Source organism: Paenibacillus sp. sgz302114 (genome assembly GCF_056120345.1).
The window spans coordinates 350,942-366,318 of the sequence record NZ_JBVYOI010000004.1; the positions used below are offsets into that span (position 1 = coordinate 350,942).

Here is a 15,377-nt window from a genome sequence, read left to right on the forward strand (position 1 = left end):
TGACACAGGTTTAATTACTCTATTACGCTTAGCGTGTCTAACGGAGCGTTTCATAACGATTTCGGGAGGAAGTTAAGATGAGCTTAGTCAAGCCAGGATTAGGCTATACAAAGGAGCATGAATGGGCGGAAGCAGGAAGCGGGACTGTTAAGATCGGCATTACCGATTATGCTCAAAATCTATTAGGCGATATCGTGTTTGTCGAGTTTCCGCAGATTGGCCAAGAGGTAGATGCGGGACAGCCGATGGGGACCATTGAATCGGTTAAAACGGTTTCCGATCTGTACAGTGCGGTAACGGGAAAAGTGAAAAAGATTAACGAAGCGCTGCTGGATGCGCCTGAGCTCGTCAATTCGGATCCGTACGGCGAAGGCTGGATCGTCGAAGTCGAGATCGATGGCGATGCAGCCGATATCGTGAACACGCTGCTCAGCGCCGACCAGTATGAAGCCTTTAATAAATAACGGGCGGTTGCGGCAAGATTCCGGCTATGATCGGTTGCCATGGCGGTTCTTGCATACAGGAAACCGATCTCCTGCGGAAAACATGGCGATTGACGAGGCGATCTCGATCGCACACCGAGAAGGCGCTGTACCGCCGACGGTACGTTTTTACGGTTGGAACCCGGCGTCTCTATCGATTGGCTACTTTCAGCAGGCGGAGAAGGAAGTCGATTTCCATGCGCTTCGCCAGCATGGCTTGGGTTTCGTCCGCCGATCGACGGGAGGACGAGCGGTCCTGCACGATCAAGAGCTGACATACAGCATCGTCGTCTCCGAACGGTATCCGGGCATGCCGGCGAATGTCGCGGAAGCTAGCGCCGTGTTAAGCAGCGGTCTGTTGATTGGCGTTCGACAGCTGGGACTGGATGCGGCGATGACGGGACAGGTTGGCGAGCAGGAGGGTAATAGCGATAGCGGGAGCGAGCGCGTTTCCGCTCGGAAACCGCTTACCGCAGCCTGCTTTGACGCGCCTTCCAAGTACGAGCTGCTTGTCGACGGACGCAAAATCGCCGGCAGTGCACAGATGCGCAGTTCCGGCGTTATTTTGCAGCACGGCTCGATTCTGCTCGAGCTAGATGACGAGAAGCTGTTCTCCGTGCTTCGATTCGGAAGTCCGGACATCAAGCAGCGGATGCGGAGTCTATTTGGCCGTAAAGCAGCTTCTATCAACGATCGTCTGCGACGGAGGGAGCTGCCGACCGTCTCGATACAGCGTCTTGAAGAAGTATTCCGTGAGAGCTTCGCGGAAGGCCTTAAGGTTGAGCTCATGAACGGTCAGCTAACCGAAGGCGAACTGGAGCTGGCGAGGCGGCTCACCAGCGAGAAGTATGGAGCGGATAGTTGGAATTATCGCAGATAGTTATAAATAATAAAAAGCTGATTAAGCGGCCTTCGTCCTAAATTCCATTGGACGAAGGTCGTTTCGTTTTGCTTGGTCATTTGTCCCACTGGCTCGGAATAAAATGAAGCGAGAAGGAGGGAGATCGGATGAGAACGATGCCGCTTATCGGCATTACGGGCTATCATGTCGCCGGCGAGGAGGGAGTAGGCGGGACGTTCCGCGGCATGCCCGGACAAGGGTTTGGCGTGATCGGTCACGATTATATGCATGCTGTGCAGAAGGTCGGAGGCGCGCCGGTTGGCATACTCGCGTGCGACCCTTCAGCTTGCGGGCGAATTGTAGAGGCGCTGGACGGCCTCATTATGGCCGGCGGAGAGGATGTCGATCCGCAGCTGTATGGGGCGAATCCCGATCTGCGCTGCGGGATCATTGCGCCCGAGCGTGACCGGTTCGAGCTGCGATTGATTGAAGAGGCGCTTCGGCAGAAAAAACCGATTCTAGCCATATGCAGAGGGATGCAGCTGCTCAATGTCAGCTTTGGCGGCACGCTGTATGTGGACGTAGCGGATCACTCGACGGATGTGCTCGCGCATCAGTACGCCCGCGCGCCACGTTGGTATAAGGCGCACCGGGTGAAGCTGCTTACGTCGGAGCTTCGGCGGTTATATGGAACGGACGCAGTCAAAGTGAACAGCTATCACCATCAAGCGGTTCGAAGACTCGGGGATGGTCTTGTTGCTGCTGCTGTCGCTGAGGACGGTATTGTCGAAGCGATCGTTCATCTTGGGTCTCCGGGCGTGCTCGCTCTGCAATGGCATCCTGAGATGATGGCCGTCCACGATGACGAAGGACTAATACCGTTCCGCTGGCTGATTGATCAAATCAACGGAAGGAGCGGTAGCCTTGACGAGGGGGAACGAGGAGATGGATCCGAGACTGGAACTGGAACTGGATTTGGACAGATGGAACTGCCAATGGATTAACGGGAAGAAAGTGACAGAGGCGCTAGGCAGCATAACCGTCTACAATCCGGCAACAGGCGAGGCGGTCGGCAGAGTTCCGAGAGGGGACCGCGAGGCTGCCGCTCGAGCCGTCGATGCCGCATCGCACGCGCTGCCCCGATGGGGGCGGCTGACTGCGATGCAGAGGGGAGCTTTTCTGAACCAGTGGGCGGATCGGATCGAGCGGGAACGGGATGCGCTCGCGCGCTTAATGTCGCGGGAGCAAGGAAAACCGGTCCAGGAAGCAGCGGGCGAGCTGGAAGGGTCGGTGCAGTTTATCCGCTGGTATGCCGAGGAAGGCAAGCGCGTCTATGGCGAGACGATACCCGGCTCCCGCCCCAATCAGCGCATTATGGTTTGGAGTCAGCCGGTCGGCGTCGTCGGGATGATTACACCATGGAATTTTCCCGCTGCGATGATTATCCGTAAAGCTGCCCCTGCATTGGCTGCAGGCTGCACGATCGTCGTCAAGCCCGCGAGCCAGACGCCGTTGATCGCCGTCGCATTAGTTGAGCTGCTGATGGATACCGGCATTCCAAGTGGCGTCGCGAATCTAGTCACCGGCAGCGCAGCAGCGATTAGCGACGTGTTCTTATCGGATGCCCGTGTCCGCAAAATCTCCTTTACAGGCTCGACTGAAGTGGGCAAATCGATTATGGAGCGGGCGGCGGCGGGGCTGAAACGGCTGTCGCTGGAGCTTGGCGGCATCGCGCCGGTCATCGTTTTCCCCGATGCCGACGTTGAGCGGGCGGCGGAGTCGATCGTTGGCAACAAGTTTGAAAATTGCGGGCAAGTGTGCAACGGCATTAATGTGATTTATGCTCATGAGGCGATTCGTAAGGAGCTTTGTGAGCGAATCGTCGCACAAACCCGCTTGCTTCGAGTCGGCTCTGGCGATGAGCCGGACGTCGACATCGGTCCGCTGATCGACCGGGAGGCGTTGCTACGAGTCGATAGACTTGTAACCGACGCCCAGACGAAGGGGGCTACGATACAGACTGGCGGGTACCGCTTGTTGGAAGAGAAATTTGCGAATGGACATTTTTACGCGCCTACTGTACTGACGGACGTCAATGAAGAAATGGACGTGATGAAGGAGGAAATATTCGGGCCGATTGCACCAATTGTGTCATTCACTGAAGAAGACGAGGTGATTACTAGGTGTAATGCGACGCCGTACGGGCTGGCGGCGTATGTGTTCACCCGCGACGTGAGCCGAGTGTACCGGATGTGCGAGCAGCTTGAATTCGGCATGGTCGCCGTGAATGGAACCTCGCTCAGCGTCCCCCAGGCGCCTTTCGGCGGAATCAAAGAGAGCGGGACGGGACGGGAAGGCGGGCATCACGGACTGGACGACTATCTGGAGCTGAAATATATCAATTTGTTCGTGGAGGGCAAGGGGGTATGACCGATGGATGACAATCCGAAGAGGACCGAATCAGGATCAGGGTCCGGCGGACTTATCACCAGAGCGGAGCTGGAAGAAGCGATGAAAGCCGGTGAAATCGACACGCTGATTCTCGCTTTTTGCGATATGCAGGGCCGATTAATGGGAAAACGGCTGACCGGTGAATATTGTCTAGCCAGCGGGCTGACGAAAGGAACCCACTTCTGCGTCTATTTGCTCGGCACCGATATGGAGATGAATACGCCCAGCGGGTATGCGCTGATGAACTGGGAAAACGGATATGGCGACTGGCTGGCGAAGCCGGATTGGAGTACTCTGCGTATCATTCCTTGGCAGGAGAAGACTGCGCTCGTTCTCTGCGATGTCGAAGATGAACATACAGGAAGCCGGATCGCCGTTTCTCCACGAGAGATTTTACATGGGCAGCTTAAGCGGGCGGAGCAGCTCTCCTTCCGCATCATGATGGCGAGCGAGCTGGAATTCTTTCTGTTCCGGGATACGTATGAGCAGCTCCATAAGGACGGCTATCGCACGATGCATATGAACGTCGCAGGACATTACAACGAGGATTATAATTTGCTGCAGGGTACACGCAACGAACCGTTGTACCGGCTCATCCGCAGCAGCATGAATGCGGCGGGCATTCCCATTGAATCGACGAAGGGGGAAGCGGCTGTCGGACAGCATGAGATTAACATGCGCTTTGCGGATGCGCTGACCTCGGCTGATCGGCACGCCATCCTGAAGCATGGAATCAAGGAAATATGTATTCAGCAGGGCTGCTCTGTTACGTTTATGGCAAAGCCTCATCATAGCTGGACAGGATCGAGCGGCCATATCCATATTAGTGTCTGGGATCATAAAGGGGAGAGCAATCTGTTCAATGACCCGGACCAACAGCCGTATGGGATGTCGGAGAAAATGCGGTATTTTCTCGGTGGAATATTGGCCTGCACACGTGACTTCTCGCTGTTCTTCGCCCCAACCGTCAATTCCTATAAGCGGTTCGCGCCCGAGAGCTGGGCGCCGGTGAGCATCGTCTGGAGCCGGGACAACCGGACGAGCGGGCTGCGCATTGTCGGCGACCGGCAAAGTCTGCGGATCGAAAGCCGCATCCCCGGCGCGGATATGAATCCGTATCTCGCCTATGCGGCCATGATCGCTGCGGGTCTGCATGGCATCGAGAACCGAATCGAACCACCGCCGGAATGGAAAGGAAACGCTTATGCGGCCGAAGGGCTGCCCCGTGTTCCGGCATCGCTTAATGAAGCGATGGCGGCATGGAAAGCAAGCCCGCTTGTGCGTACCGCATTCGGCGATCTGGTGACGGACCACTATTACAATATGGCCCGCGTGGAGCAGCAGGCATATGATGCATTCGTCACCGACTGGGAACGGATGCGGTATTTTGAACAAGGGTGATGGAGAGGAGATGGCTGCGATGGGACGCTTGCAGGATCGAGTATGTATCATAACCGGCGCAGGCAGCGGCATGGGACTGACGGCGGCTCGAATGTTCGCCCTAGAAGGCGCGAAGGTCGCCTTGTTCGAGGTGAACGAGCAATCGGGGCAGGCAGCAGCCGGCGCAATCGGGGAGCAAGGCGGGGAGGCAGCTTTCTTCCAGTGCAACGTCGCTGATGAGCAAAGCGTGCGGACCGCGGTCGGCCTGGCAGTGGAGCGCTTCGGTATTGTCGATGTGCTGTACAACAATGCTGGCATTATGCCGGCGGAGGACGGCTCCGTCATCGATACGACGGTCGAGGTATGGGACCGGGTGATGGATGTGAACGTGAAAGGGACTTATCTCATGTGCAAGCACACCATCCCGCATATGGTGCAGCGGCGAAGCGGCTCGATCATCAATATCGCTTCGTTCGTCGCATTCATGGGGTGCTCGGTGCCGCAGGATGCTTATACTGCTTCTAAAGGAGCGATCGTGTCATTGACGAGATCGCTCGCGATTCAGTTCCGCCCTTATGGCGTGCGCAGCAACGCCATTTGTCCCGGTCCGATTGAGACGCCGCTGCTTACTGAATGGCTCCTCAAGGACGAGGAGGCGAAGCGGATTCGCCTGAACCGCCAGCCGAGTGGTCGCTTCGGACTGCCGGAGGATATCGTGAACAGCGCAATCTACCTCGCATCGGATGAATCCGATTGGACGAACGGCGCGATTCTGAATATCGACGGCGGAATTACGTGCAATTATTTTTAAGCTGCTGCTGCTGGTGATCTAAAGGCCCTAAGAAATACAAAACAAGTCCCTTTATCGGGGCTTGTTTTTTTGAGTTGCATTAATTTTGCAGGTAGCATCCTTCTATCTCAGAAAAAGGATTTATGGGAGGTAACCGTGAATCAGTGTAGGTATGATCAGAATGCGCATCTATAAGGGAGTTGTCATGGATCATGAACAAATACATTCGAGCATTGAAAGCTCTAGATGTTGCGGTCATCAAAGAGCTGTTGCAAAAAGAACCTAAGTGGCTGCAATGGTCAGAGGAAGATGGCAAGAATGCGCTCCATTACGTGTGCGGACTCGATATCTCAGATGATCCACGGAAAGTGGATGCGATTCTTCAAATTGTAAAACTGCTCTTAGCAAGTGGCATGGAATTGAATGGCGTTCACCGAATTCCGGATAACAAATGCGGATTCTTCCCTGCTACCCCGCTCTGGTACGCATATACACGCGGAAGAAATGAGAAGCTTTACACCTATCTGCTGAACGAAGGAGCAAACCCGAATCACTGCATGTTTGCGATTGCATGGTATAACGATGTTACGGCGGCCAATCGCTTTAAAAAGCACGGAGCAGTAATTGAAGATGCCGTATTTCTCGAAGCGTTCAATTGGAAAAAATTCGAGATAGCAGAATGGTTCCTAAAGAACGGTACAAATGTTGACTATGCCGATTCGTATGGCAATACAGCCCTTCATCAAGCGATACAGCGAAAATATAAGCTGGAACAAATTGAAATGCTGCTGCAATTCGGGGCAGATTGCAATCAAGTAAACAAACACGGAATTTCACCGAAAGCATTGGCTGAGCTAAACAAGCGGACAAAAGTGCTGCTTTTATTTGAAGCTCAGTAAACAAAGTGATTGAGCGACCTATCGTTGTATAGTTGCACCTGCAATTATTTTGAAGCAATGGCAACAAGGGTATGCGGACACACATTTATTTTATGTACATAGAATATTGAAAATCAATTTAAGCGAATACATTAAAAGAAATGGCGTCATTTGAATGGAGTGGCATCATCTATGTACGACTCGTTAAGAAGCGCCAAAATCATTTCGTTCATTCTAATCGCACTTGGTATCGTCTTCTTTTTATTAGAATTAGCAGCCGCAGGAACGATATCCATACTCGGTCTAATCTTGTTCATGATCGGATTCGGGCTGAATTCTTTGATGCGCGCGGTAAGAAGCGAGCTCGAGAAGCTACGGTTGGAGAACGCCGACTTGAGGAGACAAATGAAAGAAAAATGGAAATGAATATCCTTTTACGATAAACCGCGCTCTGCGCGGTTTTTGCATTTCTATTTGCTCTTGTCTTAAATTTCGGACAGCCCCATTCATTTTTGGAGTTGACAATCCAAAATCCGTTTGTTAGTATGAGCCTCATGGATTGGATTGAACACTCCAAAAAATGAAGGGAGATAGGATAATATGAATACGAAACAAACTACAGCACTAATTACAGGAGGAACAAGCGGTATTGGTCGGGCAGTTGCGAATCAGCTCGCTGCACAAGGCATCCATGTCATGGTTGCGGGGCGCAATGCGAATCGTGGCGAACAGTCGGTTGCGGCTATCCGCGCTGCGGGAGGAAAGGCAGATTTCGTGCAGACGGATCTTCTCGACGCGTCGAGCGCAAGACGACTGGCGAAGCGCGCAGTCGAGCTGGGTAACGGTCGAGTCGACATTCTTGTCAACAATGCAGGAGTCTTCCCGTTCGGACCGACGCATGAAACGACGGAGGATGACTTTGATCAGGTGTACGCACTGAACGTCAAAGCGCCATATTTTTTAGTCGCCGAACTGGCACCGCTGATGGCGGAAAGGGGCAAGGGGGCAATCGTCAACATTTCGACGATGCTTGCCGATTACGGAATGTCTGGAATGAGTTTATACGGTTCGAGCAAAGCGGCGATCAACCTGCTTACCAAAGCGTGGGCGGCCGAATACGGCTCAAGCGGCGTCCGTGTCAATACTGTCAGCCCAGGTCCTACGCGCACGGAAGGAACTGACGCAATGGGGGAAGGTCTTGATCAACTTGCTGCCCAAGCACCGGCAGGCCGTCCTGCTTCAGCGGATGAGATTGCAGAGGCTGTCGTCTTCCTTGCGACGGATCGTGCCAGCTTCATTCACGGCTCAAACCTTGCCGTCGACGGTGGACAAACCGCAGTTTAATTGTTTATAGTTTCTCCGTTTTTTAGAACTCATCTAAGTTGGTAGTATTCTGGATTGTAAATTCCATTTTTGATATACTACATGCATGGAAAATATAATGGATGTCAAAACACATGAGCAGAAGCTGACGAAAAAGGGAAAAGAGACACGCGCGCGTATCGTCGCCGCCGCGGCCAAATTGATGTTTGAACGCGGAGTTGCCGGTACAAGCGTGGAAGACGTGCAGCGGGAGGCCAAAGTCAGCGCTTCCCAGCTCTACCACTACTTCAAGGAGAAGCGGGAGCTCGTATTGGCGGTCATTGTGTATCAGACCGAACAGGTACTGGATGCCCAGGAGCCTCTGCTGAGCCATTTGGACAGCATGGAGGCGCTCCGAGCATGGCGTGATGGGATTGTGAAGCTTCAGATTGAACGGCAATACCAAGGAGGCTGTTCGATCGGCTCGCTTGCCAGTGCGCTGGCGGATACAGATCCGGCAGCTCGAAGTGAGCTCGTAGCTGGATTTATGCAGTGGGAGCTTGCTATACGCAAAGGAATTCGCACGATGTATGACCGCGGAGAGCTGAGAGCCGATGCGGACCCGAACAATCTCGCGCTGGCGTTACTGACTGCGCTTCAAGGAGGACTTCTTCTTACTCAAGTTCGAAAGGAGACGAGCCCGCTCGAAGCGGTATTGGATGCCATGCTCGCTCATATCCGTACGTTCATCGTCTGAATTATTAACATTGCCGCCGATTATGGGCGGCTTTTTTTGTTCCTTTTTTCCTGTTCGGAGTAAAGAAAGCACTGTAACCTAATGATAAGGATAACCCTTACCTTACTGAAAGGAGCTTACAACTATATGAATTCACACATCAGCAAGATCTGGTTTTGTTTGGCAATGCTTGCAGCCTTATCCCAGCAATTTACGACTTTCGGCCCGATGACGCAAACGGTTAGCGCGAATTCGTATAGAGCCCCTCAACAATCCGCAGCGGATTCGAAAGCTATTCGACCTTTTCAGGTACATATTCCGGATGCGGAGCTTACCGATTTGCGTAGGCGCATACTTGCGACAAGATGGCCTGACAAAGAAACGGTGTCTGATCAAACGCAAGGCACGCAGCTTGCAACGATGAAGAACCTAGCCCATTATTGGGCGAACGATTACAATTGGCGCAAATTTGAGTCCAAGTTAAACGCTTTGCCGATGTTCGTCACCAATATTGATGGGGAGGACATTCAATTCATTCTATGGCGGTAAGGCATCGGATGCATTCGATGTCGTCATTCCGTCGATGCCTGGCTATGGATTTTCGGGCAAACCAACCTCGACTGGCTGGGGCCCTGACCGCATTGCTCATGCTTATGGAGAACTGATGAATCGGCTTGGTTACAAGAAGTATGTGGCGCAAGGCGGCGACTGGGGCGCCATTATAGCAGACGTAATGGGTATCCAACAGCCTAGTGGACTGATCGGCATTCATACCAACTTGCCCTTTGTAGTTCCGTCCGAGCTCGAGATGGCGATTCAAGCCGGCAAGGGCTGCCCGCCTGGTCTGACAGGCGAAGAAAAGCGCGCATGCGAGCAGCTGGACTTCTTTTACAAGCATGATGGATATGCCCTGATGATGGGAACGCGCCCGCAGACGCTTACGGGACTCGCAGATTCGCCTATTGGTTTGGCCGCCTTTATGCTGGACCATGACGCGAAAAGCCTGGAGCTGATTACTAAAGCATTCAACGGACAACCAGAGGGCCTTTCCCGAGACGATGTTCTCGACAACATCACGCTCTACTGGTTGACGAATACGCCGATTTCTTCGGCACGCCTATACTGGGAGAATAAATATTCGTTCTTTGGCATGAAAGGTGTCAACATTCCCGTTGCCGTAAGCGTGTTTCCCGACGAGGTCTATGAAGCGCCGAAGAGCTGGACACAACAGGCGTATCCGAATCTTATCTATTACAACAAGCTCGACAAGGGCGGACACTTCGCGGCATGGGAGCAGCCGACGCTCTCTGTGGAAGAACTACGCAATGGACTCAGGTCACTGCGCTAATTTAGCTCTTGGGATCTGAGTCCCATTACTCCCTTAGCTCGAGCATGCTTGTAGCCATAAGCTTAACTTTGACATGCACCTCAATTCCTGGAATCTCGTCGCTCACGGCTAGACCTTTGCGATACCAGATTTCGTTCAAGGAGTAAATATCAACGGATCGTTGCTTGGCTACCTCATAGGTTTTCATAATCTCGTCGTATAGACTCTTCTCGAGCAGCTTATTCATTTCTTCTAATCCATTCGGCTGCCTCTGTTCTCGGAGACCCGCGTCCATGCTGATATTTAGAATAACAAATCGTTTGCCGTTCTTATAGGCGGCTGTTTTCTTCACTTTATTGTTCTTCAGAGCGGCAGTTCCAACGAAGTGTCCTTGATCATCCTTAATAGGGAGAAGACCGCGCTGCGTCTTCTCCTTTAACCATTTCACGCCGGTTGCTTCTTCACGGTTGAATCTGGCTTCGCTCTTGCCATCCTTTAATGCGACCAAGCCATCCACGATTGGCAGCGTAAACGGTTTATGGCCTTTTTTCCAGTTTTTAGTTAGCTTTACATGGTCAAGCAAGGTCGTCTCGTACGGCTCTCTTGAAGATCGGATGAAATGCTGATATTTTATCGGCTCAAAGGAAGATTGCAGCTGCTTATATAAGAGATCGGGCTGGTAATACAGCGTGGATACATAAGAGCTTCCTGTGATCGGCATTGTGATAAGAATCTTAGCAAGATCTTCATTCGTTGCAAACACCCATGGCGTATAGCGTTGATCGCGTGTTCGCATTAATTCATCATGGATCTCGAAGATTCCTTTGGCAAGAACGCGATCGCTAAATATTAAAGCTTTATTCTGCGTCCAGTCCATTCGCATCTGACTTTCCTTTTGAAGATCAAAGATAGCCATTCCAATACTTTCACCTTCTCCAGTTCCAATAACGACAGGTCTAGGACTTTGTGCTGCGCCTTCTTGCTTCGCCATCGTTGTCAGGTCATTGATTTGCGCATAAATTTTATATTTTCCATCGACGTAATCAATTCCGATCACGTTGACGAAGTTGAAGTATTGAATGTTCTTTACATCCCAGCAGCCGCAAAGGGATAACACAATGCAGTAGACCAAAGCCATCCTCAAAGCCCGCTTCATGGTTATTCGTCCTTCATCTTCGTATCGTCCTGCAAATGGAGGTTCTGAGGCCGTTTTCTCATGTTATTCGCCGGTTTCTTCAGCAACGCCCCAGTGAGATCCTTCCAGGATGGCGGTGCGATCGGGGAGAGGTACGGAACCCCGAACGATTTGAGATCGGATAAATAGGCGACGACAAAGAAGATGGACATGAAGAAACCGAACATTCCTAGGATCGAGGAAATAATCATAATTCCGATACGGACGATAGAGACGATACCGCTTAGCGTGGGGTTCACCAGCGTATATCCAGCGATAACGGTGGTTGCAGCTACGACAGTAACTGCAGGTGACGTGATGCCAGCTCGTATGGCAGCATCGCCTACGATAATACCGCCGACGACGGTTACGGTTGGCCCTACCGATTTGGGCAGCCGCTGCCCGGCTTCCTTGAACAACTCGAACAAGACGAGCACGGTAATCGTCTCGAAAGGAAGCGATAGCGGTAGCCCAATGCGGTTGGATGCGATCGTAGCTAACAAAGGAAGCGGCACCTGCTCGAAATTGTATCCGATCAGCGCGATGTAGAATCCGGGTAAGAACAAGGCCAAATACCAGCCGCCAAATCGGATTAAACGTTGAAAAGAGCTGAGCACCGAGCGGAAATAGCCGTCCTCCGGCGATTTGATGAGCGATGTAAGCGTAATGGGGGCGATAATGGCTAGCGGCGAGCCGTCAAGCAAAATTACGAAACGGCCGCTGATCAAGCACTCCGCGGCAAAATCGGGTCGTCCGGTATTGTCGATAAGAGGCAGCACCGTATAAGACTTATCCGAAATGGCCTCCTCTAGTTGCGAGCTAGTAATGAGCGCATCGATCTGTATTTTCCGCAATCTTGCTCTTGCTTCGTCGATCGTCTCTTTATTGGCAATGTCCTGGATGTAAAGCAATTTGATACCGGTCTGGCTCCGGACGCCGATTGTGTAAGATTCCACTTTAAGTGTTGGGGTTCCCAGTCGTTTACGGATCAATGCCAGATTGGTCATGATGCTTTCGGTAAATCCGTCGCGCGCTCCTTTCGCAGATGTCTCCGTGACGGACTCTTCCGTGGTTCTTTGGGGAGGGTCCGCGACGTATTGCGTGTAGAAGCAACCCGTTTCTAATTCGTAAAGAAGCAAGTTCCCGTTAAACACGTAAGAAGCGAGCTCATTCTTCCATTGCGATGTTATGGTTACGGGGTGCTGACACCAAATTTCTGCACCTCGTATGCTGATTTCATTGATTTGCTCACGGTTAGCCATACCTTGGCAGAAAACAAATAGAAAGCCGCCGTTCGCCTCGAAATTCACATCGCCGCAGTCTTCGAATAACAACCGTATTTCTCTTTCGCTAATGCTAGCCATTTTTCTTCACCGCCTTCTTGTTCTTTCCTGTCCAAATGCAAATTAAGATTACGATGGTACTGAAACCGCAAAAGATGCTGGAGCTCGTGTAGTAGGTTTTCACATGGTTGTGAAACCGCACGTCTGATAGCTTGAGCAGATTGATGACAAGGAGCAGCAGCGAAATTAGAATAAGCACAATTTCGGGATGCTTCCATTTTTTCACCCAAAGGGTCTGGATGATGTACATGGCTAACGAAATTCGTATAAACGCGCCTGCCAGCCATTGATAAATGGACAAAAAGTCGGTTTGACCAAACATACTTCCGATTGCCGCCATCCGCCACTGCTCATAGGCCGGATATCGCAGCAGCGTAGCTTCGAACGGACCAAACATGGCGATTACGCCTGTCAATGGCCCTAATGTCAGCTCGATCAACATAAGAACGATCAGACTGAAGTTGATTCGAGACAGCTTCCCTTGGACATCGTCCTTCAGGAAGAACACGAGGAAGATTTCCGTTATCCCCGATGTCGTGTACCAAGAACCTGTTGCTATGGATTGAGCCGAGTTTTTGAAAACAGGAAATAAATAGCCGTAATCCTTATATTGAAAGTTCACAGTCATGACGTATAAGCCGGCCATAATAATAAAGGGCAGAAGGATGCCATTGGTGATGGCGATTGCGGCCAGTCCCTTTCTTGCCGTAAAATAACAAATGCCGATGAGACATAGGCCGACTACCCATGGCGGCGTATAGGTCAAGTAGGACGAATTGGACCACACGATCGTATCCCGTATGCTGATGCTCGCCTGCGTCAAGAAATATACGGAAAACACAAGCGTGAAAATAAACCAAACCATCGTATTTGTTTTCTCTTTCACCCAGGTGGAGAGAGAAGCTGGAATATGTTTGTAGATATATACATACAGCAAGCCAAGAAGGATCGAAGGGATAATAGCTGCTAATACTGAGATCCAGGCGTCGCGGCTCGCTGTATCCAGCAAGATGGGAATCAGGATGACGTGGTTGGAGATTCCGATGAACGTAATCAGCAGCAAAGATAACTGGAAAGTGGTTATTTTGTCGTTCAAATCAATCAGTTCCTTCTTTAATGATCATTTAGTTAAAGTTTCCAATTTACACCTGTTTTATGCCGTGACAATAGGCTTCCCGTGAGGAAGCCTATTGTTGAACAATGCAAAAACTCCTGCTGACGAGTCCAGCAGGAGTTTTTGCATTACACCAAGCTTAGCAACTTTTAGGTCACAGCCTCTTCAAATTGAATGTTGACGGGGGTGACTTTGAACAATTTAGTCGTATACAGGAGGTAGATAATCCCTATTGCCGCCCAGCTGAGGCCAAGCATAAAGGAGTTGTGCTCCAGATTAAACCAAAGAATAAAGACGAAAATCGCACCAATGGTAGGAATAAGCACATGAGCGAGGAAGCTGGTGACGGATTTATACATTTTCCTTCTCCATCCGTAGTGTACAATCACAGACAAGTTAACGAACGTAAACGCAATCAGCGCCCCAAAACTAATGAATGAAGAGGCGGTTTCCAAATTAAAGAAAATAGCGGTCATGGAAATCAGTCCGACAATAATTATATTCAGTACGGGCGTTCTCAATCGAGGATGAACGTAACCGAATAATTTGTTCGGCAGTACGTTATCTCGCCCCATCACATACAGTAGGCGCGACACACTTGCATGCGAGGAAAGTCCCGATGCTACGGTAGAAGCGAATGAAGCAGCAAGAAAGAACAACTGAAAGATTTTACCGCCAACAAAGAGAGCGATCTCGGGCGAAGCCGCGTCAGGATCATTAAACATGGATACGTCAGGAAAGACTGCTTGTGCAAAATAGGAGCCTATGATGAATAGCAACCCACCGATAAGCGCTGTTAGGAAAATCGCCTTAGGGATCGTAGCAGCCGGATTCTTCGTTTCTTCCGAATACGTGGTTACAGCATCAAAACCTAGAAACGAGAAGCATAATACCGTTGCGCCGATGACCAAGGTAGAGATGTGCATATCCGAATTATATATTGGACCTGAAGCAAGAATACTTCCGTACCCAACACCGTGCAATAGCTCCTTGATGGAGAGAATGATGAAAAATACAACAACAAGCACTTGATAGAGCACTAATAAGGTATTGAATTTAACGATAGAAGTGAGGCTCCATATATTCGCACAGGTGATGACAAGCACGAAGGCTACAACCCAAATCCAATTCGGCACCTCGGGGAAAATAGCTGAAAGATAAATTTGGGATAGCAGCGCATTGACCATAGGGAGAAGCAGGTAATCTAGCAAGGACGACCAGCCTACTAGAAATCCAAGATGTGGGTTCATTGTTTTTTGGGTATAGGTATAAGCTGAACCTGCGCTTGGGTAAACCTTCACCATTTTCCCATAACTGAATGCTGTAAAGAGCATGGCGACAAGAGCAATCGCGTAAGCAACCGGCACATGTCCTTCGGTAGATCCAGATACAATTCCAAACGTGTCAAACAAAGCCATCGGAGCCATATAGCCTAGTCCAAGCATGACAATAGACCAAAGTCCAAGAGAACGCTTCAATGTTACAGTGTCGTGCAATTCATATTCCTCCTGATGTTTTACTGTGCAATCTAACTAATATATCACAACTTGGTTTATGCA

16 protein-coding genes are annotated in these 15,377 nt (G+C 50.8%); 12 read left to right on the plus strand and 4 right to left on the minus strand.

The window, feature by feature from the left end:
* Window positions 1-77 precede the first annotated feature (77 nt).
* The 12 genes from gcvH (at window position 78) to AC0LWF_RS13770 (ending at window position 10,208) form a co-directional block, all read left to right on the plus strand.
* Entirely contained in the window at window positions 78-464 is a 387-nt protein-coding gene (gcvH, locus tag AC0LWF_RS13715; RefSeq protein ID WP_474652085.1) for a glycine cleavage system protein GcvH, read from the plus strand.
* On the plus strand, window positions 445-1,362 hold the full coding sequence (locus tag AC0LWF_RS13720) for a lipoate--protein ligase family protein (RefSeq protein ID WP_474652086.1): 918 nt from the start codon (window positions 445-447) through the stop codon (window positions 1,360-1,362). Before gcvH ends, AC0LWF_RS13720 begins: the two co-directional genes overlap by 20 nt.
* Window positions 1,363-1,490: 128 nt before the next feature.
* Complete coding sequence (locus AC0LWF_RS13725; protein ID WP_474652087.1) at window positions 1,491-2,327, plus strand: gamma-glutamyl-gamma-aminobutyrate hydrolase family protein; 837 nt, start codon at window positions 1,491-1,493, stop codon at window positions 2,325-2,327.
* Window positions 2,269-3,753 (plus strand): NAD-dependent succinate-semialdehyde dehydrogenase, encoded by a 1,485-nt coding sequence (locus tag AC0LWF_RS13730; protein ID WP_474652088.1) that lies wholly within the window; start codon window positions 2,269-2,271, stop codon window positions 3,751-3,753. Before AC0LWF_RS13725 ends, AC0LWF_RS13730 begins: the two co-directional genes overlap by 59 nt.
* Before the next feature lie 3 nt (window positions 3,754-3,756).
* The gene (locus AC0LWF_RS13735) at window positions 3,757-5,175 is read left to right on the plus strand and encodes a glutamine synthetase family protein (RefSeq protein WP_474652089.1); all 1,419 of its coding nucleotides are present in this window, start codon (window positions 3,757-3,759) and stop codon (window positions 5,173-5,175) included.
* Window positions 5,123-5,965 carry an SDR family NAD(P)-dependent oxidoreductase gene (locus AC0LWF_RS13740; protein ID WP_474652090.1) on the plus strand — a complete coding sequence of 281 codons (843 nt, stop codon included), beginning with the start codon at window positions 5,123-5,125 and terminating at the stop codon, window positions 5,963-5,965. The genes AC0LWF_RS13735 and AC0LWF_RS13740 overlap by 53 nt, the downstream gene beginning before the upstream one ends.
* Window positions 5,966-6,156: 191 nt before the next feature.
* On the plus strand, window positions 6,157-6,843 hold the full coding sequence (locus AC0LWF_RS13745) for an ankyrin repeat domain-containing protein (RefSeq protein WP_474652091.1): 687 nt from the start codon (window positions 6,157-6,159) through the stop codon (window positions 6,841-6,843).
* A 171-nt stretch (window positions 6,844-7,014) separates the two neighbouring features.
* Window positions 7,015-7,248: a hypothetical protein gene (locus AC0LWF_RS13750; RefSeq protein ID WP_474652092.1), complete on the plus strand. Its 234-nt coding sequence runs from the start codon at window positions 7,015-7,017 to the stop codon at window positions 7,246-7,248.
* Between the two features lie 174 nt (window positions 7,249-7,422).
* Window positions 7,423-8,166, plus strand: coding sequence for an SDR family NAD(P)-dependent oxidoreductase (locus AC0LWF_RS13755; RefSeq protein ID WP_474652093.1), 744 nt, complete (start codon window positions 7,423-7,425; stop codon window positions 8,164-8,166).
* A gap of 97 nt (window positions 8,167-8,263) precedes the next feature.
* On the plus strand, window positions 8,264-8,881 hold the full coding sequence (locus AC0LWF_RS13760) for a TetR/AcrR family transcriptional regulator (protein ID WP_474652094.1): 618 nt from the start codon (window positions 8,264-8,266) through the stop codon (window positions 8,879-8,881).
* A gap of 126 nt (window positions 8,882-9,007) precedes the next feature.
* Window positions 9,008-9,409 (plus strand): epoxide hydrolase N-terminal domain-containing protein, encoded by a 402-nt coding sequence (locus AC0LWF_RS13765; RefSeq protein WP_474652095.1) that lies wholly within the window; start codon window positions 9,008-9,010, stop codon window positions 9,407-9,409.
* Window positions 9,375-10,208, plus strand: a complete 834-nt coding sequence (locus AC0LWF_RS13770) for an alpha/beta hydrolase (RefSeq protein ID WP_474652250.1) — start codon at window positions 9,375-9,377, stop codon at window positions 10,206-10,208. Before AC0LWF_RS13765 ends, AC0LWF_RS13770 begins: the two co-directional genes overlap by 35 nt.
* 25 nt (window positions 10,209-10,233) lie before the next feature.
* Here the strand turns inward: AC0LWF_RS13770 and AC0LWF_RS13775 are convergent, their stop codons facing one another.
* The 4 genes from AC0LWF_RS13775 to AC0LWF_RS13790 all read right to left on the minus strand — a co-directional run bounded on the left by AC0LWF_RS13775 (window position 10,234) and on the right by AC0LWF_RS13790 (window position 15,314).
* A complete protein-coding gene (locus tag AC0LWF_RS13775) occupies window positions 10,234-11,325 on the minus strand; it encodes a Ger(x)C family spore germination protein (RefSeq protein WP_474652096.1) in 1,092 nt (363 codons plus the stop codon).
* 20 nt (window positions 11,326-11,345) lie between these two features.
* Window positions 11,346-12,725, minus strand: a complete 1,380-nt coding sequence (locus AC0LWF_RS13780) for a spore germination protein (RefSeq protein ID WP_474652097.1) — start codon at window positions 12,723-12,725, stop codon at window positions 11,346-11,348.
* Window positions 12,718-13,800 carry an endospore germination permease gene (locus AC0LWF_RS13785; protein ID WP_474652098.1) on the minus strand — a complete coding sequence of 361 codons (1,083 nt, stop codon included), beginning with the start codon at window positions 13,798-13,800 and terminating at the stop codon, window positions 12,718-12,720. The genes AC0LWF_RS13780 and AC0LWF_RS13785 overlap by 8 nt, the downstream gene beginning before the upstream one ends.
* A 167-nt stretch (window positions 13,801-13,967) precedes the next feature.
* Window positions 13,968-15,314, minus strand: a complete 1,347-nt coding sequence (locus tag AC0LWF_RS13790; RefSeq protein ID WP_474652099.1) for an APC family permease — start codon at window positions 15,312-15,314, stop codon at window positions 13,968-13,970.
* Window positions 15,315-15,377: the final 63 nt, after the last annotated feature.

Coding starts and splice junctions, on each gene's coding strand:
- gcvH (WP_474652085.1), top strand. CDS start 78: ATGAGCTTAGTCAAGCCAGGATTAGGCTATACAAAGGAGCATGAATGG.
- AC0LWF_RS13720 (WP_474652086.1), top strand. CDS start 445: ATGAAGCCTTTAATAAATAACGGGCGGTTGCGGCAAGATTCCGGCTAT.
- AC0LWF_RS13725 (WP_474652087.1), top strand. CDS start 1,491: ATGAGAACGATGCCGCTTATCGGCATTACGGGCTATCATGTCGCCGGC.
- AC0LWF_RS13730 (WP_474652088.1), top strand. CDS start 2,269: ATGGATCCGAGACTGGAACTGGAACTGGATTTGGACAGATGGAACTGC.
- AC0LWF_RS13735 (WP_474652089.1), top strand. CDS start 3,757: ATGGATGACAATCCGAAGAGGACCGAATCAGGATCAGGGTCCGGCGGA.
- AC0LWF_RS13740 (WP_474652090.1), top strand. CDS start 5,123: ATGATGCATTCGTCACCGACTGGGAACGGATGCGGTATTTTGAACAAG.
- AC0LWF_RS13745 (WP_474652091.1), top strand. CDS start 6,157: ATGAACAAATACATTCGAGCATTGAAAGCTCTAGATGTTGCGGTCATC.
- AC0LWF_RS13750 (WP_474652092.1), top strand. CDS start 7,015: ATGTACGACTCGTTAAGAAGCGCCAAAATCATTTCGTTCATTCTAATC.
- AC0LWF_RS13755 (WP_474652093.1), top strand. CDS start 7,423: ATGAATACGAAACAAACTACAGCACTAATTACAGGAGGAACAAGCGGT.
- AC0LWF_RS13760 (WP_474652094.1), top strand. CDS start 8,264: ATGGATGTCAAAACACATGAGCAGAAGCTGACGAAAAAGGGAAAAGAG.
- AC0LWF_RS13765 (WP_474652095.1), top strand. CDS start 9,008: ATGAATTCACACATCAGCAAGATCTGGTTTTGTTTGGCAATGCTTGCA.
- AC0LWF_RS13770 (WP_474652250.1), top strand. CDS start 9,375: ATGGGGAGGACATTCAATTCATTCTATGGCGGTAAGGCATCGGATGCA.
- AC0LWF_RS13775 (WP_474652096.1), bottom strand. CDS start 11,325: ATGGCTTTGGTCTACTGCATTGTGTTATCCCTTTGCGGCTGCTGGGAT.
- AC0LWF_RS13780 (WP_474652097.1), bottom strand. CDS start 12,725: ATGGCTAGCATTAGCGAAAGAGAAATACGGTTGTTATTCGAAGACTGC.